General features: G+C 42.8%; 20 protein-coding genes. 10 read left to right on the top strand and 10 right to left on the bottom strand.

Annotated features, from left to right (window positions below; translation table 11 throughout):
• The first annotated feature begins 53 nt into the window (after positions 1-53).
• On the top strand, positions 54-1,874 hold the full coding sequence (locus tag Q0895_RS05025) for an acyl-CoA dehydrogenase C-terminal domain-containing protein (protein ID WP_299186022.1): 1,821 nt from the start codon (positions 54-56) through the stop codon (positions 1,872-1,874).
• Positions 1,875-2,008: 134 nt separating this feature from the next.
• On the opposite strand, the gene Q0895_RS05020 is transcribed toward Q0895_RS05025, so the two are convergent.
• Together Q0895_RS05020 and ybaK are read right to left on the bottom strand one after the other, a co-directional pair.
• On the bottom strand, positions 2,009-2,383 hold the full coding sequence (locus Q0895_RS05020; RefSeq protein WP_299186019.1) for a 5-carboxymethyl-2-hydroxymuconate Delta-isomerase: 375 nt from the start codon (positions 2,381-2,383) through the stop codon (positions 2,009-2,011).
• 89 nt (positions 2,384-2,472) lie between these two features.
• Positions 2,473-2,961: a Cys-tRNA(Pro) deacylase gene (gene ybaK, locus Q0895_RS05015; RefSeq protein WP_299186016.1), complete on the bottom strand. Its 489-nt coding sequence runs from the start codon at positions 2,959-2,961 to the stop codon at positions 2,473-2,475.
• A 229-nt stretch (positions 2,962-3,190) separates the two neighbouring features.
• On the opposite strand from ybaK, the gene plsB reads away from it, so the two are divergent.
• The gene (gene plsB / locus Q0895_RS05010) at positions 3,191-5,896 is read left to right on the top strand and encodes a glycerol-3-phosphate 1-O-acyltransferase PlsB (protein ID WP_299186013.1); all 2,706 of its coding nucleotides are present in this window, start codon (positions 3,191-3,193) and stop codon (positions 5,894-5,896) included.
• A 97-nt stretch (positions 5,897-5,993) separates the two neighbouring features.
• Here plsB and ettA read toward each other — a convergent pair whose 3' ends face one another.
• Positions 5,994-7,655 (bottom strand): energy-dependent translational throttle protein EttA, encoded by a 1,662-nt coding sequence (gene ettA, locus Q0895_RS05005; RefSeq protein WP_299186010.1) that lies wholly within the window; start codon positions 7,653-7,655, stop codon positions 5,994-5,996.
• A 389-nt stretch (positions 7,656-8,044) separates the two neighbouring features.
• Between ettA and Q0895_RS05000 the strand changes: the two genes are divergently transcribed.
• A complete protein-coding gene (locus Q0895_RS05000) occupies positions 8,045-8,335 on the top strand; it encodes a GNAT family N-acetyltransferase (RefSeq protein WP_299186007.1) in 291 nt (96 codons plus the stop codon).
• Positions 8,336-8,691: 356 nt separating this feature from the next.
• Positions 8,692-8,985, top strand: a complete 294-nt coding sequence (locus Q0895_RS04995; protein WP_299186004.1) for a 4a-hydroxytetrahydrobiopterin dehydratase — start codon at positions 8,692-8,694, stop codon at positions 8,983-8,985.
• 136 nt (positions 8,986-9,121) lie between these two features.
• Here the strand turns inward: Q0895_RS04995 and Q0895_RS04990 are convergent, their stop codons facing one another.
• Positions 9,122-9,277 carry a DUF1328 domain-containing protein gene (locus Q0895_RS04990; RefSeq protein ID WP_021814049.1) on the bottom strand — a complete coding sequence of 52 codons (156 nt, stop codon included), beginning with the start codon at positions 9,275-9,277 and terminating at the stop codon, positions 9,122-9,124.
• 417 nt (positions 9,278-9,694) lie between these two features.
• Here Q0895_RS04990 and Q0895_RS04985 point away from each other — a divergent pair, with 417 nt between their 5' ends.
• The 3 genes from Q0895_RS04985 to Q0895_RS04975 all read left to right on the top strand — a co-directional run bounded on the left by Q0895_RS04985 (position 9,695) and on the right by Q0895_RS04975 (position 13,319).
• Positions 9,695-10,990, top strand: coding sequence for a saccharopine dehydrogenase NADP-binding domain-containing protein (locus Q0895_RS04985; protein WP_299186001.1), 1,296 nt, complete (start codon positions 9,695-9,697; stop codon positions 10,988-10,990).
• Positions 10,991-11,391: 401 nt separating this feature from the next.
• Complete coding sequence (locus tag Q0895_RS04980) at positions 11,392-12,222, top strand: hypothetical protein (RefSeq protein WP_299185998.1); 831 nt, start codon at positions 11,392-11,394, stop codon at positions 12,220-12,222.
• A gap of 413 nt (positions 12,223-12,635) precedes the next feature.
• The gene (locus Q0895_RS04975; protein WP_299185996.1) at positions 12,636-13,319 is read left to right on the top strand and encodes a hypothetical protein; all 684 of its coding nucleotides are present in this window, start codon (positions 12,636-12,638) and stop codon (positions 13,317-13,319) included.
• Between the two features lie 129 nt (positions 13,320-13,448).
• Here the strand turns inward: Q0895_RS04975 and Q0895_RS04970 are convergent, their stop codons facing one another.
• Positions 13,449-15,971, bottom strand: a complete 2,523-nt coding sequence (locus tag Q0895_RS04970) for a Tex family protein (RefSeq protein WP_299185994.1) — start codon at positions 15,969-15,971, stop codon at positions 13,449-13,451.
• A 609-nt stretch (positions 15,972-16,580) separates the two neighbouring features.
• On the opposite strand from Q0895_RS04970, the gene ompR reads away from it, so the two are divergent.
• Positions 16,581-17,342: a two-component system response regulator OmpR gene (ompR, locus tag Q0895_RS04965; protein WP_299185991.1), complete on the top strand. Its 762-nt coding sequence runs from the start codon at positions 16,581-16,583 to the stop codon at positions 17,340-17,342.
• A gap of 23 nt (positions 17,343-17,365) precedes the next feature.
• Positions 17,366-18,064, top strand: coding sequence for an exopolysaccharide biosynthesis protein (locus Q0895_RS04960; RefSeq protein ID WP_299185988.1), 699 nt, complete (start codon positions 17,366-17,368; stop codon positions 18,062-18,064).
• A gap of 47 nt (positions 18,065-18,111) precedes the next feature.
• Here Q0895_RS04960 and Q0895_RS04955 read toward each other — a convergent pair whose 3' ends face one another.
• The 4 genes from Q0895_RS04955 to ubiG form a co-directional block, all read right to left on the bottom strand.
• Positions 18,112-18,378, bottom strand: a complete 267-nt coding sequence (locus Q0895_RS04955) for a DksA/TraR family C4-type zinc finger protein (RefSeq protein ID WP_299185986.1) — start codon at positions 18,376-18,378, stop codon at positions 18,112-18,114.
• A gap of 120 nt (positions 18,379-18,498) precedes the next feature.
• A complete protein-coding gene (locus tag Q0895_RS04950; RefSeq protein WP_299185983.1) occupies positions 18,499-19,287 on the bottom strand; it encodes a YciK family oxidoreductase in 789 nt (262 codons plus the stop codon).
• Positions 19,288-19,397: 110 nt separating this feature from the next.
• Entirely contained in the window at positions 19,398-20,108 is a 711-nt protein-coding gene (locus Q0895_RS04945) for an HAD-IA family hydrolase (protein ID WP_299185981.1), read from the bottom strand.
• A 30-nt stretch (positions 20,109-20,138) separates the two neighbouring features.
• Positions 20,139-20,936: a bifunctional 2-polyprenyl-6-hydroxyphenol methylase/3-demethylubiquinol 3-O-methyltransferase UbiG gene (gene ubiG / locus Q0895_RS04940; protein WP_299186238.1), complete on the bottom strand. Its 798-nt coding sequence runs from the start codon at positions 20,934-20,936 to the stop codon at positions 20,139-20,141.
• A 405-nt stretch (positions 20,937-21,341) separates the two neighbouring features.
• On the opposite strand from ubiG, the gene Q0895_RS04935 reads away from it, so the two are divergent.
• Positions 21,342-21,962, top strand: coding sequence for a thiol:disulfide interchange protein DsbA/DsbL (locus tag Q0895_RS04935; RefSeq protein ID WP_058369864.1), 621 nt, complete (start codon positions 21,342-21,344; stop codon positions 21,960-21,962).
• A gap of 127 nt (positions 21,963-22,089) precedes the next feature.
• Here the strand turns inward: Q0895_RS04935 and yjgA are convergent, their stop codons facing one another.
• Complete coding sequence (gene yjgA / locus Q0895_RS04930; RefSeq protein ID WP_058369863.1) at positions 22,090-22,602, bottom strand: ribosome biogenesis factor YjgA; 513 nt, start codon at positions 22,600-22,602, stop codon at positions 22,090-22,092.
• Between the last annotated feature and the right edge of the window lie 39 nt (positions 22,603-22,641).

Raw genomic sequence — 22,641 nt, 5'->3', positions numbered from 1 at the left:
TATAAAAATCAGCCATCAATCGTACCAGAGCAAACCAACTAAAGAGATTCACTATGTTAACTTACAAAGCTCCCTTACGTGATATTAAGTTTTTGATTAATGATGTATTTGACTTCCAAACTCACTATAAAGATTTAGATAACGGCGCAAATGCTGACCCTGAAACCATCGATATGATCTTGCAGGGAATGGCTGATTTTTCAGAAAATGTCCTAGCCCCTCTTTATCAGCCTGCTGATGCAGAAGGTTGTCATTTTGAAAATGGCGAAGTGACGACACCTAAAGGCTTTAAAGAAGCTTACAATCAGTTTGTTGAGGGCGGCTGGCAAGGTATCTCATACCCTGAAGAATACGGCGGTATGAACCTGCCCATGTCTATTAACCTGATTAAAGCTGAGATGATCGGTACGGCCAACTGGCCTTGGGCGATGTATCCTGGTCTATCAACAGGGTGTATCAATACGCTGTTGCAATATGGTACTGACGAGCAAAAAGAGACTTATTTACATAAGCTGGTTGATGGCTCATGGGCAGGTACAATGTGCCTAACTGAGCCACAATGCGGTACGGATTTGGGACAAGTCAAATCAAAAGCGATCCCGCAAGAGGATGGTACCTATAAGCTTAGCGGTACCAAAATCTTTATCTCAAGCGGTGAGCATGACTTAACCGAAAACATCATCCATATCGTACTGGCTCGCCTACCTGGCGCACCTGAAGGCACACGCGGTATCTCATTATTCATCGTACCAAAATTCCTGCCAAATGCTGAAGGCGAAGTTGGCGAGCGTAATGGCGTCACTTGTGGTTCTATCGAACACAAAATGGGCATCAGCTCTTCATCAACTTGTGTATTGAACTTTGATGATGCCGTTGGTTATCTGATTGGAGAACCAAACAAAGGCCTAAAAGCGATGTTCACATTTATGAACACTGCTCGTATTGGTACTGGTATTCAGGGTTTGGCCCATACTGAGCTGTCATTCCAAAACGCCCTACCCTATGCCAAGGAACGCCGCTCTATGCGTGCCTTATCAGGGACTAAAGACCCTGAAAAAGTAGCGGATGCTATCATTCATCATGCAGATGTACGCCGGATGCTACTGACCCAAAAAGCCTTTGCTGAAGGTGGTCGTTCGATGATTTATCACTCAGCGCGTTATGCAGATAAGATGGCGCAAGGCGTGGCTAATGGTGATGATGAAGAGTTTGAAAAATGGGACGATAAGCTAGGTTTTTATACGCCAATCCTAAAAGGTTTTTTAACTGAGCTTGGTATCGAGGCGGCCAAACATGGTCAGCAGGTTTATGGCGGTCACGGTTACATCAAAGAATGGGGTATGGAGCTTATCGCTCGTGATGCCCGTATCGCTACTATGTACGAAGGCACCACTGGCGTGCAGGCACTTGATCTATTAGGCCGTAAGGTTATCTTGCAGTCTAAAGGTAAGATCATCCGTGACTACACCTCAAGTATTATGAAATGGTGCGGCGAGTATGCACTTGATAAGGACATGCGCAAGTTTGTTTGGTCATTGACTAAGCTATGTGCCGAGTGGAATACCCTTACGGTACGCTTAATGCTCATGGCACGTAAAGACCGTGAAGTCATCTCAGCGGCCTCAGAAGACTTCTTGATGTATTCAGGCTACATAATGATGGGCTATCACTGGGCGCGTATGGCAGCCGTCGCTTATGACAAGCTGAAAAATGGAGGCACTGAATCACCAGAGTTTTATAAAGCCAAAGTTCAAACGGCAGAGTTTTATTTTGATAAAATCCTGCCACGTACTTCAGGCCATGCTGAGAGTATGGTTGCACCAAGTGAAAGTATGACGGCAATGGACATCGAGAACTTTGCCTTTTTAGATTAAGCTTAAGTAGCACCTAAGCTTGACTAAACCTAAGAAAAAAAGCGCCCAACTTATCAAGAGCTGGGCGCTTTTTTATACTTGTGGCGTTATGTTTCCAAGTACTCTATAAGTAAAAATTTTCATTAAAATAGAACCTAGCTACCGAGTAGCTTTTTTTGATAAATAGGGCTAATCTCCTCCACTTCTACGCATACTTGTAGCGCTGCTCGCCCTGACTGCTCTTCGCTTAATGTATCCTCTATCGTAGCTACCAATAGCTGTGCCAATTGCTCACGGACATCACTGTCACGCCCTGGCATCAATTTTAAATGTGCATAGATAAAACCATGCGCTTGCTCATCATCCTCCACTCCAACCAAAAACGTATCGATAGGGATTATTCGCGCTTTAATATCAGTTGGTTTACCAAAGTGACCACTATCCCATAATACTTTATTTAAAGATTTGAGTAACGACTCTTCGTGAGAGATACTGACATTAGGAGATGCTTGGATAGTTAGATGCGGCATGAATACGTCCTTGTAATAGATTAAGAAATTTACGTATGAAGACAAAATGAGTACATCTGGTTATTTTATAGGGCTCTTGAAAATAGCTATTATGTATCAGCAATATCTTCAAAAAGAGCACTAAGCGTTTTAGCCAGTTGTAACGGCGGTAGCTCAATCTCAAGCCCGCGGCGTCCAGCACTGACATAGATAGTAGGCTGCTCTTTAGCCGTTATATCTATTATCGTGATCAAACGCTTTTTTTGCCCAAGCGGACTGACACCGCCAAGCACATAACCTGTACTACGTGCAACGCGCTTTGGATCGGCCATTTGCACTTTTTTACAAGGCAGCACTTTATTAGAAGAGAGGGCTTTGGCCATCTTTTTCAAGTTCAAGGTGGTATCGACTGGCACAAGCGCAACAGCTAACGTACCTGTATCTGTCTCTACAACCAATGTTTTAAAAACTTGCGCAGCTTTTATACCAAGCTTGTCGGCAGCTTCTAAACCAAAAGACGCCGCACTGCTATCATGGGCATACTCATGCAGCTGATAGTCAAGGCGACACTGCTTAGCTATCTTAATAGCAGGAGTCATAAGGCACTCTCATTAAACTTAAAACAATAACAATAACAATAACAATAACAATAACAAATAATAGTGTTCAATTAACGATATATCAAAGCACTGATATATAAAGGTACTGTTAACTTGGACAAGTTAGCATTTATAATATATTCAGCACAGATACCGACACCATATATCGCTTTGACTGCTTTTATGGCATCATAAGCGCATTACATTTTACAAAGTCTGACTTTTGATTATGATACCCAGTTTCCTAAAAAACAAGCTCTTAAAAAACCGAACGTCCAAAGCGCAAGCCACCTCTGAGGCTAGCAAGTCGTCAGCTGCGACGACTTATTCCAATGCACCCATCAATCAGTTATACCGAAAAATATCGGGACAGGCACTTGATGTTGCAGTCAAAGCAAAGCTTTTAGGCGAGCTGCCCGTATTCGATAACGATGATCAAACGCTGACCTTTTATGTGCTACAGGATTATTCGCGCTCCAATAGTATCTTGATCGATCTGCAAACTGGGGAACACAAGCTACCACCTGCACTGATGAGCGTAAAAGACAGCATGCATGATGTCAATGAAAATGCTGGCATCATATTTTTGCATCATCCTAAAGCCAAAGACAATCAATTATCGCCGCGCTTGTCACGTTTGGTTGCGGCCATTCTACAACATCCGGACTTGCAAATACGCCTGGTACCGGTATCGATTCTTTGGGGCCGTGCGCCTGAAAAAGAGGACTCGTTGTTTAAGTTATTGATGGCAGATAACTGGCAAGATCCAAGTATTACGAAGCAATTATTTAATATCGGTGTGATGGGGCGCGACACCTTTGTCCAGTTCCATGCGCCAAAAGACTTACGCACCATTGTTTATGACAGCTTACACGGTGAGTCATCAGATAAGCTCGGAGTTGCAGACACTGCAGATAGCCGCGATGCACGTCATGCGTTAGTACCAACAGCAGATGCCAACCGTGAGTTGGTACGCGACCTACAGCAACAGCTTCATACATATCTTGATAATCAGCGTACTACTATGCTCGGTCCTGACTTATCAGATCGGCGCAATTTGGTGGATAAGCTGATTTACTCACCTGCCATTCAACATGCCACACAGATTGAAGCAGATGAAAAAGGCATTAGCGTACGTGAAGCACGCGGGATTGCGAGAAACTATGCAAATGAGATGGTCAATGATTACTCTCATTCTATCATTCGAGTCTTTGATAAATTTTTGACTTGGTTATGGACGCAGCTGTATGACGGCGTCGACGTCCATCATTTTGAGCGCGTACGCGAGCTTGCAACTGATCATGAAATCATCTATGTGCCCTGTCATCGTAGTCATGTTGATTACTTGCTCTTATCCTACGTTATTTATAAGCGCGGTCTGAGCATTCCTTATGTGGCAGCGGGCGATAACTTAGATGTTCCAGTATTAGGACCTTTGTTACGCGGTGCTGTGGCTTTTTATATTCGTCGTAGCTTTCGTGGTAACGCGCTTTATACCGCAGTGTTACGTGAGTATATGCACACGCTTATCACTCGTAATACGCCGATTGAATACTTTATAGAAGGCGGACGCTCACGCTCAGGACGCTTGCTACCACCAAAGATGGGCATGCTAGCGATGACGATACATAGTCAGCTACGCCACACCAACAAACCCGTGGTCTTTATCCCGACCTATATTGGTTATGAGCGTATCATGGAAGGCGGCACTTATATCGGCGAGCTAAAAGGCAAACCAAAAGAGTCTGAGTCTTTGCTAGGTTTGCTCAAGGTCAGTCGAAAGATTGAACGTATCTTTGGCAATGTGCATTTAAGCTTTGGCACGCCGCTTCATCTAAGCGACTTTATGCAAAAATTCGATGTACCTACCAAAAGCTTGCCAGCTGATCGTACTGATACACCGCTTGATGAAAAAGCCAGCGCAATGGTGGATAATATTGGCGTGAAGATTATGCAGCATATCAATAAGGCTGCAGTCGTCAATCCCGTATCATTACTGTCTCTAGTCTTACTCTCAGCACCAAAAGCTGCTCTTGATGAAGATATCTGCCGCGAACAAATCGCTTTATATCAGGGTATTGCGCGTCAAATACCCTACTCTGATGACACGATTATCACCGATATGAGCCCGCAACAAATCATCGATTATGGCATTAAGCTCAAACTTATCGAACGTATACCGCATGTTTTGGGTGATATCATTCAAGTCGCTGGCAAGCAAGTTGCGCTCTTGAGCTATTTCCGTAATAACATTTTGCATGTATTTATTTTATTGTCTTTCTTAGCTGCATTGGTTGCACGCAATGGTCGCGTCAGTCGCAGTCGCCTCGATGATATCGTCACGCAGATGTATCCTTTTTTACAAAGTGAGCTGTTTTTATATTATCCAGCGCACGGCCTGATGGATACGCTTAATCAAAAAATCGACAACCTTATCGCTCATGGTCTCATTATCGACTTAGGCGATGGCATGCTCAGTGTACCAGATGCCAATAGTAGCTGTTATCAGCAGTTAGAAGTCCTCGCCGCTCCCGTTGCACAAAGCCTTGAGCGTTACTTTATGACCTTGGCGTTATTGTCACAACAAGGCTCAGGAAACTTGACCACAGAGGAGGTGGTTGACCTATGTCATCTGCTTGGTCAACGTTTATCAGTATTATATGCTGATGACATTCCAGACTTTTTCGATCGCTCCTTGTTTTTAAGCTTTGTCACAGCGCTTACTCGTTTGAACTACTTACAAGTAGATAAAGACACAGGCGTGCTAAACTTCGATCAGCGTATTGACGATATCGCTCATCATGCTAAATACGTGCTAAGCCCTGATATGATGCAAATTTTGCAGCAAGTTGCCAGTCTTGATGATGAAGAGATCGCCCATGCAATTACTGAGATTAGTAATAAAAAGCAGCGCAAATTTGGCCTTAAACGTTAGTTAGTATTTTTTTACTTTAAAAAATTCGAAAAAAAAGACCTCTAAGTGATTAGAGGTCTTTTTTATTGGGGCAGCTTTAAGTTTTTTAAGCCGTCAGCTAGGTAGAGATTTTCTTATACTTCATACGCTTAGGCGTGGCATCGTCACCCATGGTCTTTTTGCGATAGGTTTCAAACTCAGAGTAGTTACCATCGAACCAGATTGGACCTTCTTCTTCAAAAGCCAAGATATGAGTGGCGATACGGTCAAGGAACCAGCGATCATGCGAAACCACCATGACGGTACCTGGGAATACTTGAATGGCATCCTCTAGCGCACGTAGAGTCTCGATATCCAAATCGTTTGATGGCTCATCAAGAAGCAAGACGTTGGCGCCCTGCTTTAGTGTTTTAGCCAACTGCAAGCGGTTACGCTCACCACCAGATAGCTGACCGACATGCTTTTGCTGGTCTGAGCCTTTAAAGTTAAAGCGGCCAATATAGGCGCGACTTGGAGTTTCATAGTCCCCTACTTTGATAATATCAAGGCCGTCTGATACTTCTTCCCAAACGGTTTTACTATCATCTAAGTTATCACGTACCTGACCGACATAAGCGACTTTAACGCTTTCACCCAAATCAACTGAGCCCGTATCTGGCGTATCACGCTCAGTAATCATGTTAAATAGTGTGGTTTTACCGGCGCCATTTGGACCGATGATACCGACGATAGCGCCCGCTGGCACGTTAAAGCTGAGGTTTTCATAAAGCAAACGATCACCAAAAGATTTGGAGATATTGTTGACTTCGATGACTTTGTTACCTAGACGTGGACCAGGTGGAATATAAATCTCAGCGGTTTCATTACGTTTTTGGAACTCAGTAGAGTTTAACTCCTCAAAACGCTGTACACGAGACTTAGACTTCGCTTGCTGGCCTTTTTGGTTTTTACGGATCCACTCAAGCTCTTTTTTCAGCGCTTTGGCAAAGGACTCTTCTTGTTTTTGCTGCTGCTCAAGACGAATGTTCTTTTGCTCGAGCCACTCAGTATAGTTGCCCTCATAAGGATAGCCATGGCCACGGTCCAGCTCCAAAATCCACTGCGCGACGTTGTCTAAGAAATAACGGTCGTGGGTAATAGCGACGATGGTGCCGCTGTAATTTTGTAAGAACTGCTCAAGCCAGGCGACAGATTCGGCGTCCAAATGGTTAGTAGGCTCATCAAGTAGCAGCATATCAGGACGCGACAATAGCAGACGACATAGGGCTACACGGCGTTTTTCACCACCTGATAATTTGCTGACATCCGCATCCCATGGCGGTAGACGTAGCGCATCAGCGGCTTTTTCGAGCTGGGTATTTAGGTTATGAGCATCCCATGCTTGGATGATGTCTTCCATCTTGCCTTGCTCTTCGGCAAGCTTATCAAAGTCGGCATCAGGTTCTGCGTATTCAGCATAAATCGCATCTAGACGCGCGAGCGCATCTAACGCCTCACGCATACCGTCTTCGACATTACCACGGACGTCTTTACTATCGTCAAGCTGCGGCTCCTGCGGCAAGTAACCAACTTTGGTACCTGTTTGCGCGCGCGCCTCACCGCTAAACTCGGTATCGACACCCGCCATGATACGTAGCAAGGTAGATTTACCAGCACCATTGATACCGAGTACACCGATTTTGGCGCCTGGGAAAAATGATAAATTGATGTTTTTTAGGATTTCGCGCTTAGGCGGAACAAGTTTTGACACGTTGTTCATCGTGTAAATATATTGAGCCATTGACACTCCGATAGACTACATAGACGAGGACTGTCATCACAATTAGCAATTACGCTAAGTGAACTGCGCCTCAAAAATCAGGGTTATAAATTGTCTGCCATTATCGCATTGTGGCGCATGCCCTGCAAGCTAACCGCTGCTTTTACAGCTGGTTTTGTGTCTTTTGCAACAAAGCGTGACACCTTTGATATAAAAGCTTCTATAAAAAATAGCATACTAGCGTGTACACTTAAGAATAATAACGTTTGCTCTATTCACTTTTACCATAAGCCACTGGTCAACGATTTTATTATCACTGATAATTATTAAGTTGAATTATTAGCTTCAGACTTAGTGGTATTGATCGTGAATACCATACGCATTTAATATTAATAACAAAGGAGAGTTTTATGAGTACAATAAATAGTCAAAACTTGGACATTACTCACAACGAACAAGCAAACCGCTTTGAGACTACAATTGAAGGTCAAACTGGCTACATCAGTTATCAAGAGCGTGGTGATACTCTGGTTTATGATCATACCATTGTACCGCAAGCCCTCGGTGGTCGCGGAGTTGGTTCAAAATTGGTCAAACATGCCTTAGACTATGCGCGTGACCACGACAGAAAGGTCGTTCCACAATGCTCGTTTGTATCTTCGTATATTAGTAAGCATCCAGAGTACAAAGATTTGCTATAGCGCCTATATAAGACATATTAGTACGACATGATTATGTAGCCTGTCATGGCATTTGTTATCATTCAAATGCACCGTTTTAATCTGACATAGCATAAACAATCAACTGCCCTACTTATCTATTTGTCCTCTCTAACTATATATTTATTAATGGATATATGGCAGGATATAAAAGATAGGTGGGGTTTTTGTTCTACATTAAACAGGCAAACATAATGCGATGAGCTGTAAATACTGAGCATTAATAGTCAAAATACAGCATCAAATTTATAAAAAACAAAAGCACAGCTATTGATAAGGTTTTGACCAATAACAAAAGCACTCCTATTAACCACGACATAATAATAAAGGATATCGATATGAGTAGTTTATCCAACAAACAAGTTGATATGCAGCTAGAAGACCTTACAGGTTGGCAGCGTGATGGAAACAGTATAGTAAAAACTTACCACTTTCATGACTTTGTCGAAGCCATCAGCTTTATGAATCAAGCAGCCTTTCACGCTGAAGCACTTGAGCATCACCCTGAATGGAAAAATATTTATAATATCGTCGAAGTACGTTTGACGACCAGTGATACAGGCGGCATTACCAGTCATGATATTCGTCTAGCAAAACGCATGGAGCATATTATTCAGCCCAAACGTCTATAACGTCCAAAAAAGCATAATAATCAACATCTCTGATTAACGCAGACTTGATAAATACGAAAATAAAAACGTCCCCATGTGAGGACGTTTTTTTATTTCACGTAAGCGGCGATTTGCAATTACGAGTACATTATGCTGTTTACATTTTGCGGCTAACAAACGCCACAATAAATAAGATAACCGCCACTGCTAAGAAAATATAAGCCAGATTAGCAGACAAGCCAGCAACTCCGCCGAACCCTAACAAACTCGCTAATAAAGCGATGACAGCAAATATAATAGCCCAACGAAACATAATGATTCTCCTTAAACAAAAAGTATCTAGGGTAGAAATGAAGCAAACCTATACATATTCCAAATGCGGTTGGTTGCCAACCCAAATATAATCAGTACTGTCAGGTTCGCTAAATCCAATTACTCTTAGTGCTTATTGTTGTTAATATTATTTCTTATAAGTTGTAGTAGTAGATTAGCAATCTTTTAGAGCAGATAAACGTTCAGTTTGGTAATGATCACGATATTTTATGTAACTTATGTATGCTCATTGCCCCGTTTTGGACAAAGTTAGGTTATTACTCATTTATTAAGCCAATCTATAGGTGATATGGTCTTAAGATTGCCTTAAATTTATGATGCTGTTAAATATGTACTTGATGTAAAGCCTCAATTATCAGTCTGCTTTTATTTATCTAAAAAATAGTAAGGAAAAAATATGAATAATGATATGGATACTCAAAAACGTACATACGCTGTCGTTTTATACGGCGCAACAAGCTTCGTTGGTCAAATTACTGCGCATTATTTGGCGCAGTTTTTGGCAGATAATAGCGAGCAAAGTGGTGAAGATTCACAGTCTGTCACTTGGGCAATCGCTGGCCGCGACCAAGAAAAATTAGAAAAGCTGCAGACTGAATTAAGCTCAGCGCAGCAGAATGGAGATACTAAAGCGAAGGTCAATATTATCGTCGCTAATAGTAACGATGATGCCAGTCTTGATAAGATGACCAAACAAGCACAAGTTGTTATTTCAACGGTTGGTCCCTACCTTAAATATGGCGAACCTCTGATTAAATCTTGTACCAAAAACGGTACCGACTATGTCGACCTCACAGGTGAAGCTATCTTTATTAAAGATATGATGGACAAATACCAAGACGCTGCCAAGCAAAGCGGCGCGCGTATTGTAAACTCTTGCGGCTTTGATTCTATCCCTTCAGATCTAGGTGTTTACTACACCCAGCAACAAGCTGAAAAAAAGTTCGATGAGGCTTGTACTGTTATCAATATGAGAGTAAAAGCGGCAAAAGGTGGCTTATCAGGCGGTACGGTTGCTTCTATGGCCACTATATTTGAAGAAGTCGGTCAAGATAAAGAACGCCGTAAGCAAGTGGCTAACCCTTACTTACTCAATGACGATATAGAAGCTCCTAACGTGCGCCAAGAAAATATCAGCCGACCTGAGTATGATGATGAACACAAACGTTGGTTGGCGCCTTTTGTGATGGCGAGCATTAATACGCGCATCGTTCACCGCAGTAATCAGCTTTTGGGCTACGAATATGGCCGCGATTTTAGATATGATGAAGCGATGTGGATGAAGGATGGTATGAAAGGCAAGCTAATGAGCTATGGTATGAGTGCAGGACTATTGAGTTTTGCTACGGCAATGGTATTTAAGCCAAGTCGCGAGCTGCTCTCAAAACACATCTTACCAAAATCAGGCTCTGGTCCTTCTAAGTCTGAACAAGAAAACGGCTACTTTGACATTCGTTTTTTTGGTGAGACTGCCAATAATGATAATCTCAATACTAAAGTCACAGGTGATAAAGACCCAGGTTACGGCAGCACATCACGTATGCTGGCCCAATCAGCCTTATGTCTTGCTCAAGATATCGCTAAAGAAGATGTTGCAGGTGGTTTTTGGACACCAGCGTCTGCGATGGGCGATAAGCTATTGATGCGTTTAGAGACCCACGCTGGTCTTAGCTTTGAAGTCGTTGACCGCTAATAAACGTAAAAACATATATCATTAATGATAGCCGCACTTTATTTATAGAGTGCGGCTTTTTTTATCTTGGGTTCACAAACATTCAAATAGCTTAACAGCACCCTCTAATCATTTAACGACCAAACTAATATTTAGCAAATCCATTAAATATTAGTTTGGTCGTTAATGTTAACAAACGATAATTGTGTATTTTATGCGTAAGCAATATTGCCAATTTCTCGTTATATACCACACAACGACACACTTTGTTAATGCAATGAAACAGCGACAGTTAGATATATCACGTACCCTTAATTAAGTTATCGACCTGTGAAGATTGTGTCTATAAAACCGATTAAATAAAACTTTGAAACAGCGATTGTATAACAACGATGAATAACAATAATTAAGAGGAGTTTATTATGAAATTAAATATATTAACGTCAGCTATGTTAGCGTCAGGCCTAGCTATGTTTGCACATTCTGCCAATGCTGCTATGGTCACTGATGGACACGGTAACGTAGGCTACGATAGCTATGAAGAATGTGTCACAGCAGTAAAAGACGGCTCTGCTAAATTCTACACCCCTTATACTTATCAAAAGCCAAAACGCCGCGCTGGTGAAGTTTCTGTCAAAGAAATGCGTTTGTCCGAAGTTATGATTCCTCAAAATGTGGTTAGTAGCAACAATTTGCGCACGTCAGATTATGCAGCGGGTGCTTGTGATTTAGGTGTCGGTCAATCGGACGGGCGCTACGGTGTTTCGGGTGCATTGGTTGGAAAATATGTCCCTATTGCCCCTGACATGCCTGTTAATGTCTACATGGATAATAATGGTAATCCTGTACGTCTGACTATGCAACAGTGTGACAATCATTTCGGCGATAAGTTTCCAACTCCTGTGGTAAGCGAGGCTGTAGCTCCTGAAGCACAAGTAGCTGTGGCAGAAGTGCGCACTGTAGAGCCAGTCATTATTGAAACCAAACGCGTTATTCGCCCCACTAAATATAGTGTGAAAGAAGTTATTTATGCGCCAGAAGACCAGATTAAACGTATTGAAACGACAGAAGGTACAGCGGTAGCCATCGAAGATGGGACTGAGCGTGCTACGATCGTTGGTCAAGAAGCAGACGAGCAAATCGTTGATAAGATTGAAATCAATCAGACGTTTCCAGTCACTCGTGTGCCGGACACTGATGCACAGCAGCGTGTGATAGACCCAAACACTGGCGAATATGTCATTGTAGAATAAAGAGCTGACTTATGGTCAAAGGACAATGTGTCATATTTTATTGTTTTTAAATCATGAATAATTTGATTAAATTTTATACAAGTTTATAGACACAGCATTTGCATAACGTCACACGAATACATCAATCTGTTAGACCTTTAATGAGTTTACTACTGAAATACCAGCTCTCAAGCTGGTATTTTGCGTGTTGAGATTATAGCTATTTTATAAATCTTTTACTTGTATGCATCATGACAATCTATAAAGCAGTTGTCATGATTTTGTTTTATCTATAGTTGACGTTTTAAATATATTAAACATTTATATTTAAAACGTTAAGTAGATAAATACCTTTAGGAATAACGCTAAATAATGCTCAAGCTTAAGCATATTTTAAGCTGATTAATAAAACTTGTGACTCAAGGAATTAACTGATGCAAAAACGTACTTTATCATTGATCATCGGCACAGCTTTAGCTATGCCAAGTATCGCCATGGCTGCTCCTATGGATCAGGGCGATATTACACCAGCAGATATGCGGGCTACTCCTGCTCCCAATACTCTACAAGCTGAAATCGAAGGTCCGGATGGCGAGTTACTAGCCACTCAACCAGGTGAAGTAGAAACTGATGTAAATGTTACTGACATGAATGATCCAAACATGATGGGCAGCCCTGATGAGATGAGTGACCCAAACATGATGGATAGCTCTATTACACCAGCAGATATGCGGGCTACTCCTGCTCCCAATACTCTACAAGCTGAAATTGAAGGTCCAGATGGTGAATTACTGGCCACTCAACCAGGCGAAATAGAAAGCGATGTAGATGTTACAGAAACAAACCATAATGACATGAACGATCCAAACATGATGGGTAACCCTGATGAGATGGCCAACCCTATCTCTGAGCAAGCTGCACCGCAAGCGCTAAACCAACAACATAGCAATAATGAATATCAACCATTGATTGCAGGCGAAGTGGTTAGTGATGAAGCTAATGCTACTAATGTCCCAGTGACACTACAAGAAAAGACCAAAGATAACCGCGGGGAATTATTAGCCACTCAACCAGCTGAAGTTGAGTTTAGTGAAAATCGCCGTGTTGTACCACGTTAATATTTTTTAATCCGCTATGATTAAGCCATCGCTTATTAAAGATATATAGCTGTCAGAAACATACGTGACCTTCATAAAAAAAGGCAGCCATTAGGCTGCCTTTTTTATGTCTTTAACAATTACTTGTTACTATTTCTTATTTTTCGTCACGCCCGCCTCTTGTAGCAGAGCCCCAAGCGTACCCATTTTGCTAGGTGACTCAGTCTTTTCAGCTTTTGACGCCTTACTACGACTATTATTGACAGGCTCTTTGTCCTGACGGTTGCCACGTGGTTTCGATGGACGCTTATCCGCTGCCGCACGATTGCTGCGTGGACGACTGTTTTTGTCATCATTACTATTGCTTGCTGCAGTAGGCTTCGCTGCTGGACGTGCTGGCTTTTCAGACTCAGGTTTCATACTAAAACCAATGCGACCACGTTTTTCATCGATAGAAATGACGCGCACCGAGACGATGTCGCCTGGTTTGACACGATTCATCGGATCGGCAACGAAATCATTGGCCATCTGTGAGATATGTACCAAGCCGTCTTGATGTACACCGACATCAACGAAACAACCAAAAGCGGTCACGTTGGTTACGACGCCTTCAAGTTTCATGCCTTCTTCTAAGTCTTTAATACTGTTTACGTCTTCACGGAAATTAGCAGTTTTGAACTCAGGACGTGGATCGCGGGCTGGTTTTGCCAGCTCTTCGATGATAGCTTTTACACTAATATTGTCATCATTTGCCGCAAGCGCATTGGTATCGATAGTATTTAGTACATCCTCATTACCGAGCACCTCTGGTAGAGCTTTGTCTGTTTGCACAAGTAAGCTATCGACCAACTCATAGCTTTCTGGGTGCACACCTGTGGCATCTAGCGGGTTGCTACCGTCATGAATACGCAAAAAGCCTGCTGCTTGCTCAAAGGTCTTAGCGCCTAAACGTGGAACATTTTTGAGCGCCTCACGACTATCAAATGCCCCATGCTCTTTGCGATAAGTGACGATTTGCTGGGCGACATTTTTGTTCAAACCTGCGATGTGCGCCAAGATAGCAGGGCTTGCCGTATTGACATCAACACCGACTGCGTTCACGCTATCTTGGGTCACTTTATCAAGGCTATCAGCCAACTGGCTTTGGTTCACATCGTGCTGATATTGACCAACACCGATCGCTTTTGGATCAACCTTTACCAGCTCTGAAAGCGGATCTTGCAAGCGGCGAGCGATAGATACCGCGCCGCGTACAGACACATCTAGACCCGCAAGCTCATCGCTGGCAAGCTCGCTTGCAGAATAGACCGATGCGCCAGATTCATTGACGATGACGGCTTTGGCTTTTAGTGCATCATTCGCCGCCAAAACCTCTTTTACCATCGCGTCTGTCTCACGGCTAGCCGTTCCATTACCGATAGCGACTAGATCGACGTTATAAGTGCTTAGTAGCTCATCGATGACTTTTTTGGCCTCAGTCATCTTATTGTCAGGCGCAAATGGATATACTGTTGCCACGACAGGCTTGTCTTCGCTGTCTAGCATGACATGACCTTGCGCATCGACAATCGCCATTTTGACGCCATGACGGATACCAGGATCGACTCCCAAAATGACTTTACGACCAGCAGGTGCTGACATCAACAGATGCTGTAGGTTATTGGCAAATACATCAATTGCATCGGCCTCAGCAGTCAGACGCTTTTCAGTCAACAAACGATGCTCGATATGCGGACGCCATTTATCTTTCCACAGGCTATTAGCAGCTTGGGTTAAGAACTCACGACGCTCGGCTGGTGCTTTGGCATCGACGTCGAAATGGCTAATGATTTTTTCGATAAATGGTGCGTCTTCGCCTTCAATTTTGAGACCCAAGACGTTTTCTTGACGACCACGCAGCATCGCCAATAAGCGATGATTAGGCAGACGCGCAAGGCTTTCGCTATGCTCAAAGTAGTCTTTGAATTTTTCACCGACTTCGCGCTTTTCATCACTTGCAACAGTGGAGACAATACTGGCCGTTTTTGCAAAACCGTTACGTAAATCATCGAGTAGATTCAGCGCTTGTGTCCACTCATCGACGATGATGGCTTGTACACCAGCCAGTTGTTTATCGATGTCACTAAAGTCAATTTCAATCTCATTACCGCTATCATCAGAAAGGCTACTTGGTGCTTGATAGCCAGCCAAAGCCTCTGTCGGGGTAATCTCTTGCGTCAAGACCGTTTGCGCTATCACATCAAGACCAGCGGCGCGCGCTTTGGCAGCCGGTGAACGGCGACGCGGACGGTATGGTAAGTAGATGTCTTCAAGCTCAAGCTTAGACGTCGCATTGTCGATACGGGTCTGCAACTCGTCTGTCAAATTGCCTTGTGTGCGCAGTAGCTCAGTAATCTTGAGGCGACGTGTTGCCATATCGCGTTCATAATTGAGCGACTTTTCTAGAGCACGTAGCTGAGCATCGTCCAGATTTTGCGTCTTTTCTTTTCGATATCGCGCAATAAATGGAACCGTTGCCCCTTCATCGTAGAGTTTGACAAACGCATTGACTTGAGCAGTCTTAATGCCAAGCGCGCGAGCAAGTTTGTCGTGAATATTCGCGTGTGTGGTTGCATCCAGACCCTGTAAATTCGTCGAGGGTTGAGACGCCGTTAAGGTATCAGTGCTACTCATATCCGTATCAATCGTTGAGAAATGTAGTTTGGCATTATAGCAAAAGCTGCATGAATAAAAATCCTTTTTATATCTTCATTACTTATCATAGTCTTTATCGCTCAAATAATAGTCTTTATGGTTTAAGTTTTCATATAAACTAGCGCTAATCGCTACGTTAAACAAACGCATACAGCATTTATGTCTATGGATGATGCAATTGCCTGTCCAATCTTATACACTAAAGCTAGAGGATTAAAAATATCAATCTGCCTCAAACCCTTCAATAAAGGTATGAATGGTTAGATTTGCTCTAAAAGCTCTTTTTTTATTTATATAGATAAAGTAATTGTCTCCAAAAACTGTTTTCAATATTGATAACTTTTTTAGGATTTTGACCGTAGAATTTCTGGTTTTATGTTATAAGTATTTACTGGGATAGATACAATATAAATTAAATTAACTCTCAGATAGAATGATATAAACCCAATACGACCAATACCCCATGAAGGTATGAGTATCTGATTTATCGATGATTGATAACAATCATAATTTTTGACAATAGTCTTTGGTAGCAGTTTTGGCAATAAAAGTTTTTGGTAATAATAATATTTATTAAAGGATATCTGCATGACTGATAATAAAAGCACCGATAGCATGACTCAACGTATATTAGTCGTCGATGACGATGCGCGCCTGCGTTCTTTATTGCAGCGTTTTCTAGAAGATGATGGCTTTGTAGTACGGACAGCTCACGATGCCAGTCAAATGGACAAATTAATGCAGCGTGAATTGTTTTCTTTAGTAGTATTGGATTTGATGCTACCAGGAGAAGACGGTATCAGTATCTGTAGACGCCTACGTGAAGACAATGGTGATATTCCAATCATCATGCTGACCGCTAAAGGTGGCGATGCAGATCGCATCGCAGGTTTGGAGGCAGGCGCCGATGATTACTTGCCCAAACCCTTTAATCCAAAAGAGCTACTGGCTCGTATCAAAGCGGTATTACGTCGTCAAAACCGTGAGCTGCCGGGTGCGCCAAGCTATCAGCTAGAAGTGGTTGAGTTTGGACCATGGACGCTTGACTTGTCTACGCGTACGCTTAAAAGGGATGGCAACGTGGTGACGTTGACGACAGGCGAGTTTTCTGTTTTAAAGGCACTCGTCCAGCATCCACGCGAACCATTGACTCGTGATAAGCTCATGAACCTTGCTCGTGGCCGAGAATGGGGCGCTATGGAGCGCTCAATCGATGTTCAAGTATCGCGCCTGCGTCGTCTAATAGAAGACAACCCGTCACAAGCTCGTTATATTCAAACGGTCTGGGGCGTAGGCTATGTGTTCGTTCCAGATGAGTCAGAGTCGGATGCTGAAGCCGAAAACGGGTAAGAGCTAAGCGCTTAGGAGCTATGGTGACAGACAATAACTCTTCTCCTCACAAATCCAGCGTTCGTACAGACCCCCAATCATCTACTCTAGATGAGCATAAAAGTGTGCATTATGATAAAGAAGATTCAAAGTCGAGTCATTCTTCATCAGAACACAGTCTGACTGCTGTACTTGAGCAATTAGAACCTGATAAAGATGCAGGCAAGGTAAATATCGGCGATATCATGGATACGCTTAAATCTAAAGGCTTTGGGCCTTTAATATTTGCCCCTGCCCTCATTGCTATCATGCCAACAGGCGGCATCCCTGGGGTGCCAACGGTGTGCGGTGTGATAATTACTTTGATCAGCATTCAGATGCTCTTTGGTAAAGAGCGACCTTGGTTACCGCAATTTGTTGATAATATCTCTTTTGATGAGGACAAACTGCATAAAGGTGTGAACATTGCATCAAAAGCCACGAAGTGGATTGACAAAGTCGTTAAACCCAGGCTTGAGTCGCTATCCTCTAATAAGGCAAAAAAGGTGGCGGCAGCCCTTTGTATTTTTGCCGCTCTTGCTATGATTCCTCTTGAGCTAATGCCTTTCGCGGTTATGATACCTGCGGCCTCTGTCATTTTATTTGCCATCGCTTTGATTACAGAAGATGGGTATGTGTTTTTAGCTGGCTTACTGCTAAATCTGGCCACTATTTATTTTTTGATTACTCAAGTACTTGTATAAAAAAACCAACCGCATCGGGTTGGTTTTTTATGATAAATATAAGATTATTAGCGCAATTGACTGTCCTTACTGCCGCGGCGATTAAATAGCTCTGCCGCTTTTGCATCTTTTTCAAGCTCAGTCTGACAGCCAATGCAGTGCTGAACACCAGGTACAGCTATACGCCGCGCTTGTGGAATTGGGTTGCCACATTCATCACAAAACTCAGCACTATCACCCTTAGGTATGGCACTTCTAACACGATCTAATGCATCATTGACTGTCGCATCCATCTGTTCGTGCTCAGCGCCATCTCTTGACCAGCCACCTGCCATAATTCATCCTTTCTTTTAATAAAAGTCTTTAAGAACAAATAGATGGGGCCAAATAGTATTGTTTTCAATACTCTTGTCGGTGGCAATATTCAAGAAAACAAAACTGGTTATTAGTACGTTTTAATCTTTTGGTTGCAACGCTATGACTTGCCCGCGTACACCAATACTGTCATCACTCATCAGACAGACATAACCTGCCATGATATCCTCAGGTGTTTTGAGACTCATAGGGTTTTCACCAGGGAACGCATGCGCGCGCATATTGGTACGCGTACCGCCTGGATTGATACAATTAAAGCGCAAACGAGTCGTGTTTTGCGTCTCTTGAGTAAAGATATCACTCATGCCTTCTACCGCTTGCTTTGAGAGAGCATATGCACCCCAAAACGCGCGCGGATGTGTACCAACGGTACTAGAGGTAAAGACGATAGAACCATTGGCCGCATCTTTAAGTAATGGTAGCAGTGCTTGGGTCAGCATAAAGGTAGCGGTAAAGTTGACTTTCATCACTTTTTCAAAGGTATCGACATCGTACATCTCAAGCGGCGTCAGCTCACCCAATAATCCTGCATTGTGCAGTACGCCATCAAGTTGACCGATTTCTTTGACGATTAAGCCCTCTAATTGCTGCATTTCTGCATAAGTGGCTTTTTCTAAATCCATGGGCAACATCGCAGGTTGTTTAGCGCCCAAACTTTCAATCTCATCATAGACCGCTTCCAGCTTACTGGTGGTACGACCTAATAACAGTACCGTAGCGCCATAGCGCGCATAGGTCAATGCAGCAATACGTCCAATACCATCCCCTGCACCTGTCACTAAGATGGTTTTTCCATCCAGACAATTATCCTGCGGCTCAAAAGTACGAATATCATCATGATTTAGAGGTTGATTAACGTTGTCGCTCATAGATTCGTCCACTACTTATTCATTTATAATAAAGTTTATTTTTAGAGTATAAGACTGACCAGAGGTAACTGGCCAGAAATATCGAAACATCCAAACCAAATACGTTTAAGTTATATATATTCAAACTTACTGGGTGATAATAGTAACTTGCTCAGCTGCTTGGGTGTATCAACAATATGATCTGCGCCCCAGCTCTTTAGGCTTTTTTGATCTTCAGGTGGGATATACCCATAAGCGGCCAAAATCGTCGACATACCAGCCGCCTTACCAGCTTCTATATCACGTATATGATCACCTACATACAGCACACAACCGGCAGCGCCACGTGGTATTCCAAGCTTTTCTAGGGCCATATACATAGGCTCTGGATCAGGCTTGGTGCGTGACACATCGTCGGGACACACCAAAACAGCACAGCGCTCATCTAACTGCATCACTTTTAGCAGTTGCTCTGATAAATAACGCGGTTTATTGGTTACAATACCCCATGGCACGCCTTTTTTTTCAAGTGTCTCCAATACCGCTTCAAGCTCATCAAATACACAGCTGTCGACACAGATATCTGCCTCATAATCATCTAAAAACTGCTGACGAAAAGCAAGCAAGGCTTCGTCGCTCATATCGATTTGATCGTTATGACGTAGCATGAGCTGCACCATAGCCGATGCACCAGCAGAGACTTGCTCACGAATCTGAGCCTCAGGCGGAGCTTGCCAACTGTTTTGCACGCTCATCTTACCAATGATACGTACAAAATCTGCTGCAGTATCAATGAGCGTACCATCCAAATCAAACAAAACAGCTTTTACAAATTGAGTCATATCGTCTGCTCTTATTATTAATAATTTATATTAAACCAGTGGCTTTTGGACAGCCAGCATATAATTAACATCGACATTTTGTGCCAACCAATAGCGTTTGGTTAACGGGTTATAATGGAGCCCAATGATATCCTGACGACGAAAGCCTGAGTTTAATGCCATTTTATCAAGCTCAGCTGGAGTGATAAATTTTGCATAGTCATGTGTGCCGCGATCTAGCAAGCGCAATATATACTCTGCTCCGACAATCGCAAACAAGTAAGACTTTGGATTGCGATTGATGGTAGAGAGCACACAGACACCACCTGGGGCTAGCAGATCATAACATGCTTGTACAATCGCGCTAGGATCTGGTACGTGTTCGAGCATCTCCATGCAGGTCACTACATCGAACTGTCCTGCATGAGTGGCTGCTAGGCTCTCAACAGGTACATGCTGATAACGTAAACAATCCTCCAAACTGCTTTGCTCTGCATGTAAGCTGGCCGCTTTTAAATTCTCAGTACCCAAATCAATACCGGTGACATCAGCGCCGCGGCGTGCCATCGATTCGGCTAATATGCCACCGCCGCAGCCAACATCTAATATCTTTTTGCCAGTCAGACCCGTTTCAGCCGTTTTGTTAGCATTACTGTCTTGATCGCTACTTTGATAGCCACGTTTGACGTTTTCTTCTATCCAGTTAAGACGTAGCGGATTGATATGGTGTAAAGTTGCAAATGCACCCGTACTATCCCACCACTCGCTAGCAAGTTTATTAAACTTATCGACTTCGCTTGGATCAACATTGGTGATATCTGTATTGTCTGCAATATCGGCTGTCATCATATCTGACTGAAAGTCATTAGGTGAAGATGAATTGGCTAAGCTCATGGTGTTTCCTTTATTGTCATTACTTATCTGTTATGCGTTGTTATGCGCTATCATAGGCTTTATGTTAGCATGAGAGCGCGCGCTTTGTCGTAAGGACATCGTGACCGATTATTAGAGGTATTGTTAACTTATGCCAAGTGATATATACCTTTAAATTATGAATTGACCGATCAAAAACAACTGTTTAATTTGTTTGTAGGTAAGGTTGCGTAAATACTATCTAACAGCTTTACAACGGTTGATTAAGAATCCGGTTCACAAACAGCTCTATTTTACGTTATTATAAGCAGCTTGCGCCTAGCGCTTTATCAATAAACATCGTCACTAAAAATTTAAACATTTATTCCCAAAGGAAGACGTATGAAACGTGTCATCACATTGACTGGTCTGGCTATTGCCATTGGAATCGCCAATATGGGCGCACAAGCAGCTGATTATGTCGCAGGGAAGGACTACCGCGTCCTAGACAACCCAGAGAAGATCAGCGGTGATGCTATTATCGTACGTGAGTTCTTTTGGTATGGTTGCCCTCATTGTAACGTTCTTAATCCGCACATGGAAAAATGGGCCAAGACTAAAGATAAAGACGTGGCTTTCTTTAAAACGCCAGCAGCGCTAAACCCAGTTTGGGAAGCCAGTGCGCGCGGTTTTTATGCCGCGCAGCTATTGGGTTACGAAAACAAAACCCATGATGCATTGTTTGATGCTGTTCATAAAGACGGCAAACAGCTGTTTGATCAAGCTTCGTTAAGCAAATGGTACGCGACAAAAGGCGTTGATCAAAAGAAATTCAACAGCTTGTACAACTCATTTGCAGTGGGTACCAAAATCGGCCGCTCACAAGCAGGTGCTAAACGCTATCAGCTCTCTGGTGTACCAGCAGTGGTCGTGCAAGGCAAATACGTGGTAACAGGTGAAAGCGCAACTGTTCCTAAAGTAGTAGATTATCTAGTAGACAAAGTCCGCGCTGAGAAAAAATAAGTTAGTAATTACTATTTTTCCATAAAAAAGCCAATCATTAATGATTGGCTTTTTTATTGCACTTGTAAACATAATGGCTCTATAGCATTTTTATTTATGATATAGCTATCAATAGCTATCAAACGTATCAATACTTTAGCTGAGTCAAAATCGCAACTTCTCGGATATAACTGGCCAGATCTTGTTCCGATTCTACTAGTAGCTCGTCATCTTGCATGTGTTTGGCATACTCAATCCAAAGCAACAGTTGATATAAGCTATTGCGCTCTGAGGCTTTATACTGTTTTACAAACTGCTTGAGCGTACCTTCATCATTGATATTAAGCCGACCCCGCCAGCTTTCAATTTTAGCAATTTGTTCATTGGGGAAAAAAGCATCAAACAGTGCTTTTACCAGTTCATGGCGGTTTTCTTCGCTAATAAGCTTACCAACACGTTTGGTCTGGCGATTACGAGCATTTGCGCTAGTGATATCAGCAAGTGCCATCAACTCTGCCATAAAGTAATCACTGGCAGGTAGATTTTTGAGCTGCTTTTTTGATAAGTTGGCAAGCGGTATCGACAGCTCTTGCAAACGCTCATGAGCTTTTTTGAGTTCGGTGCGTGATACGCGCATATCCTGTTCTGACCAGTTAATCATATAAGCTTTCCAAAATAATAAGTAAAAATTAGGGGCGAT

It is taken from the genome of uncultured Psychrobacter sp. (assembly GCF_947495825.1).
Lineage (GTDB): Bacteria > Pseudomonadota > Gammaproteobacteria > Pseudomonadales > Moraxellaceae > Psychrobacter.
Note: the sequence above shows the minus strand (reverse complement) of the source record. Positions and strands in the feature narration are given on the sequence as shown.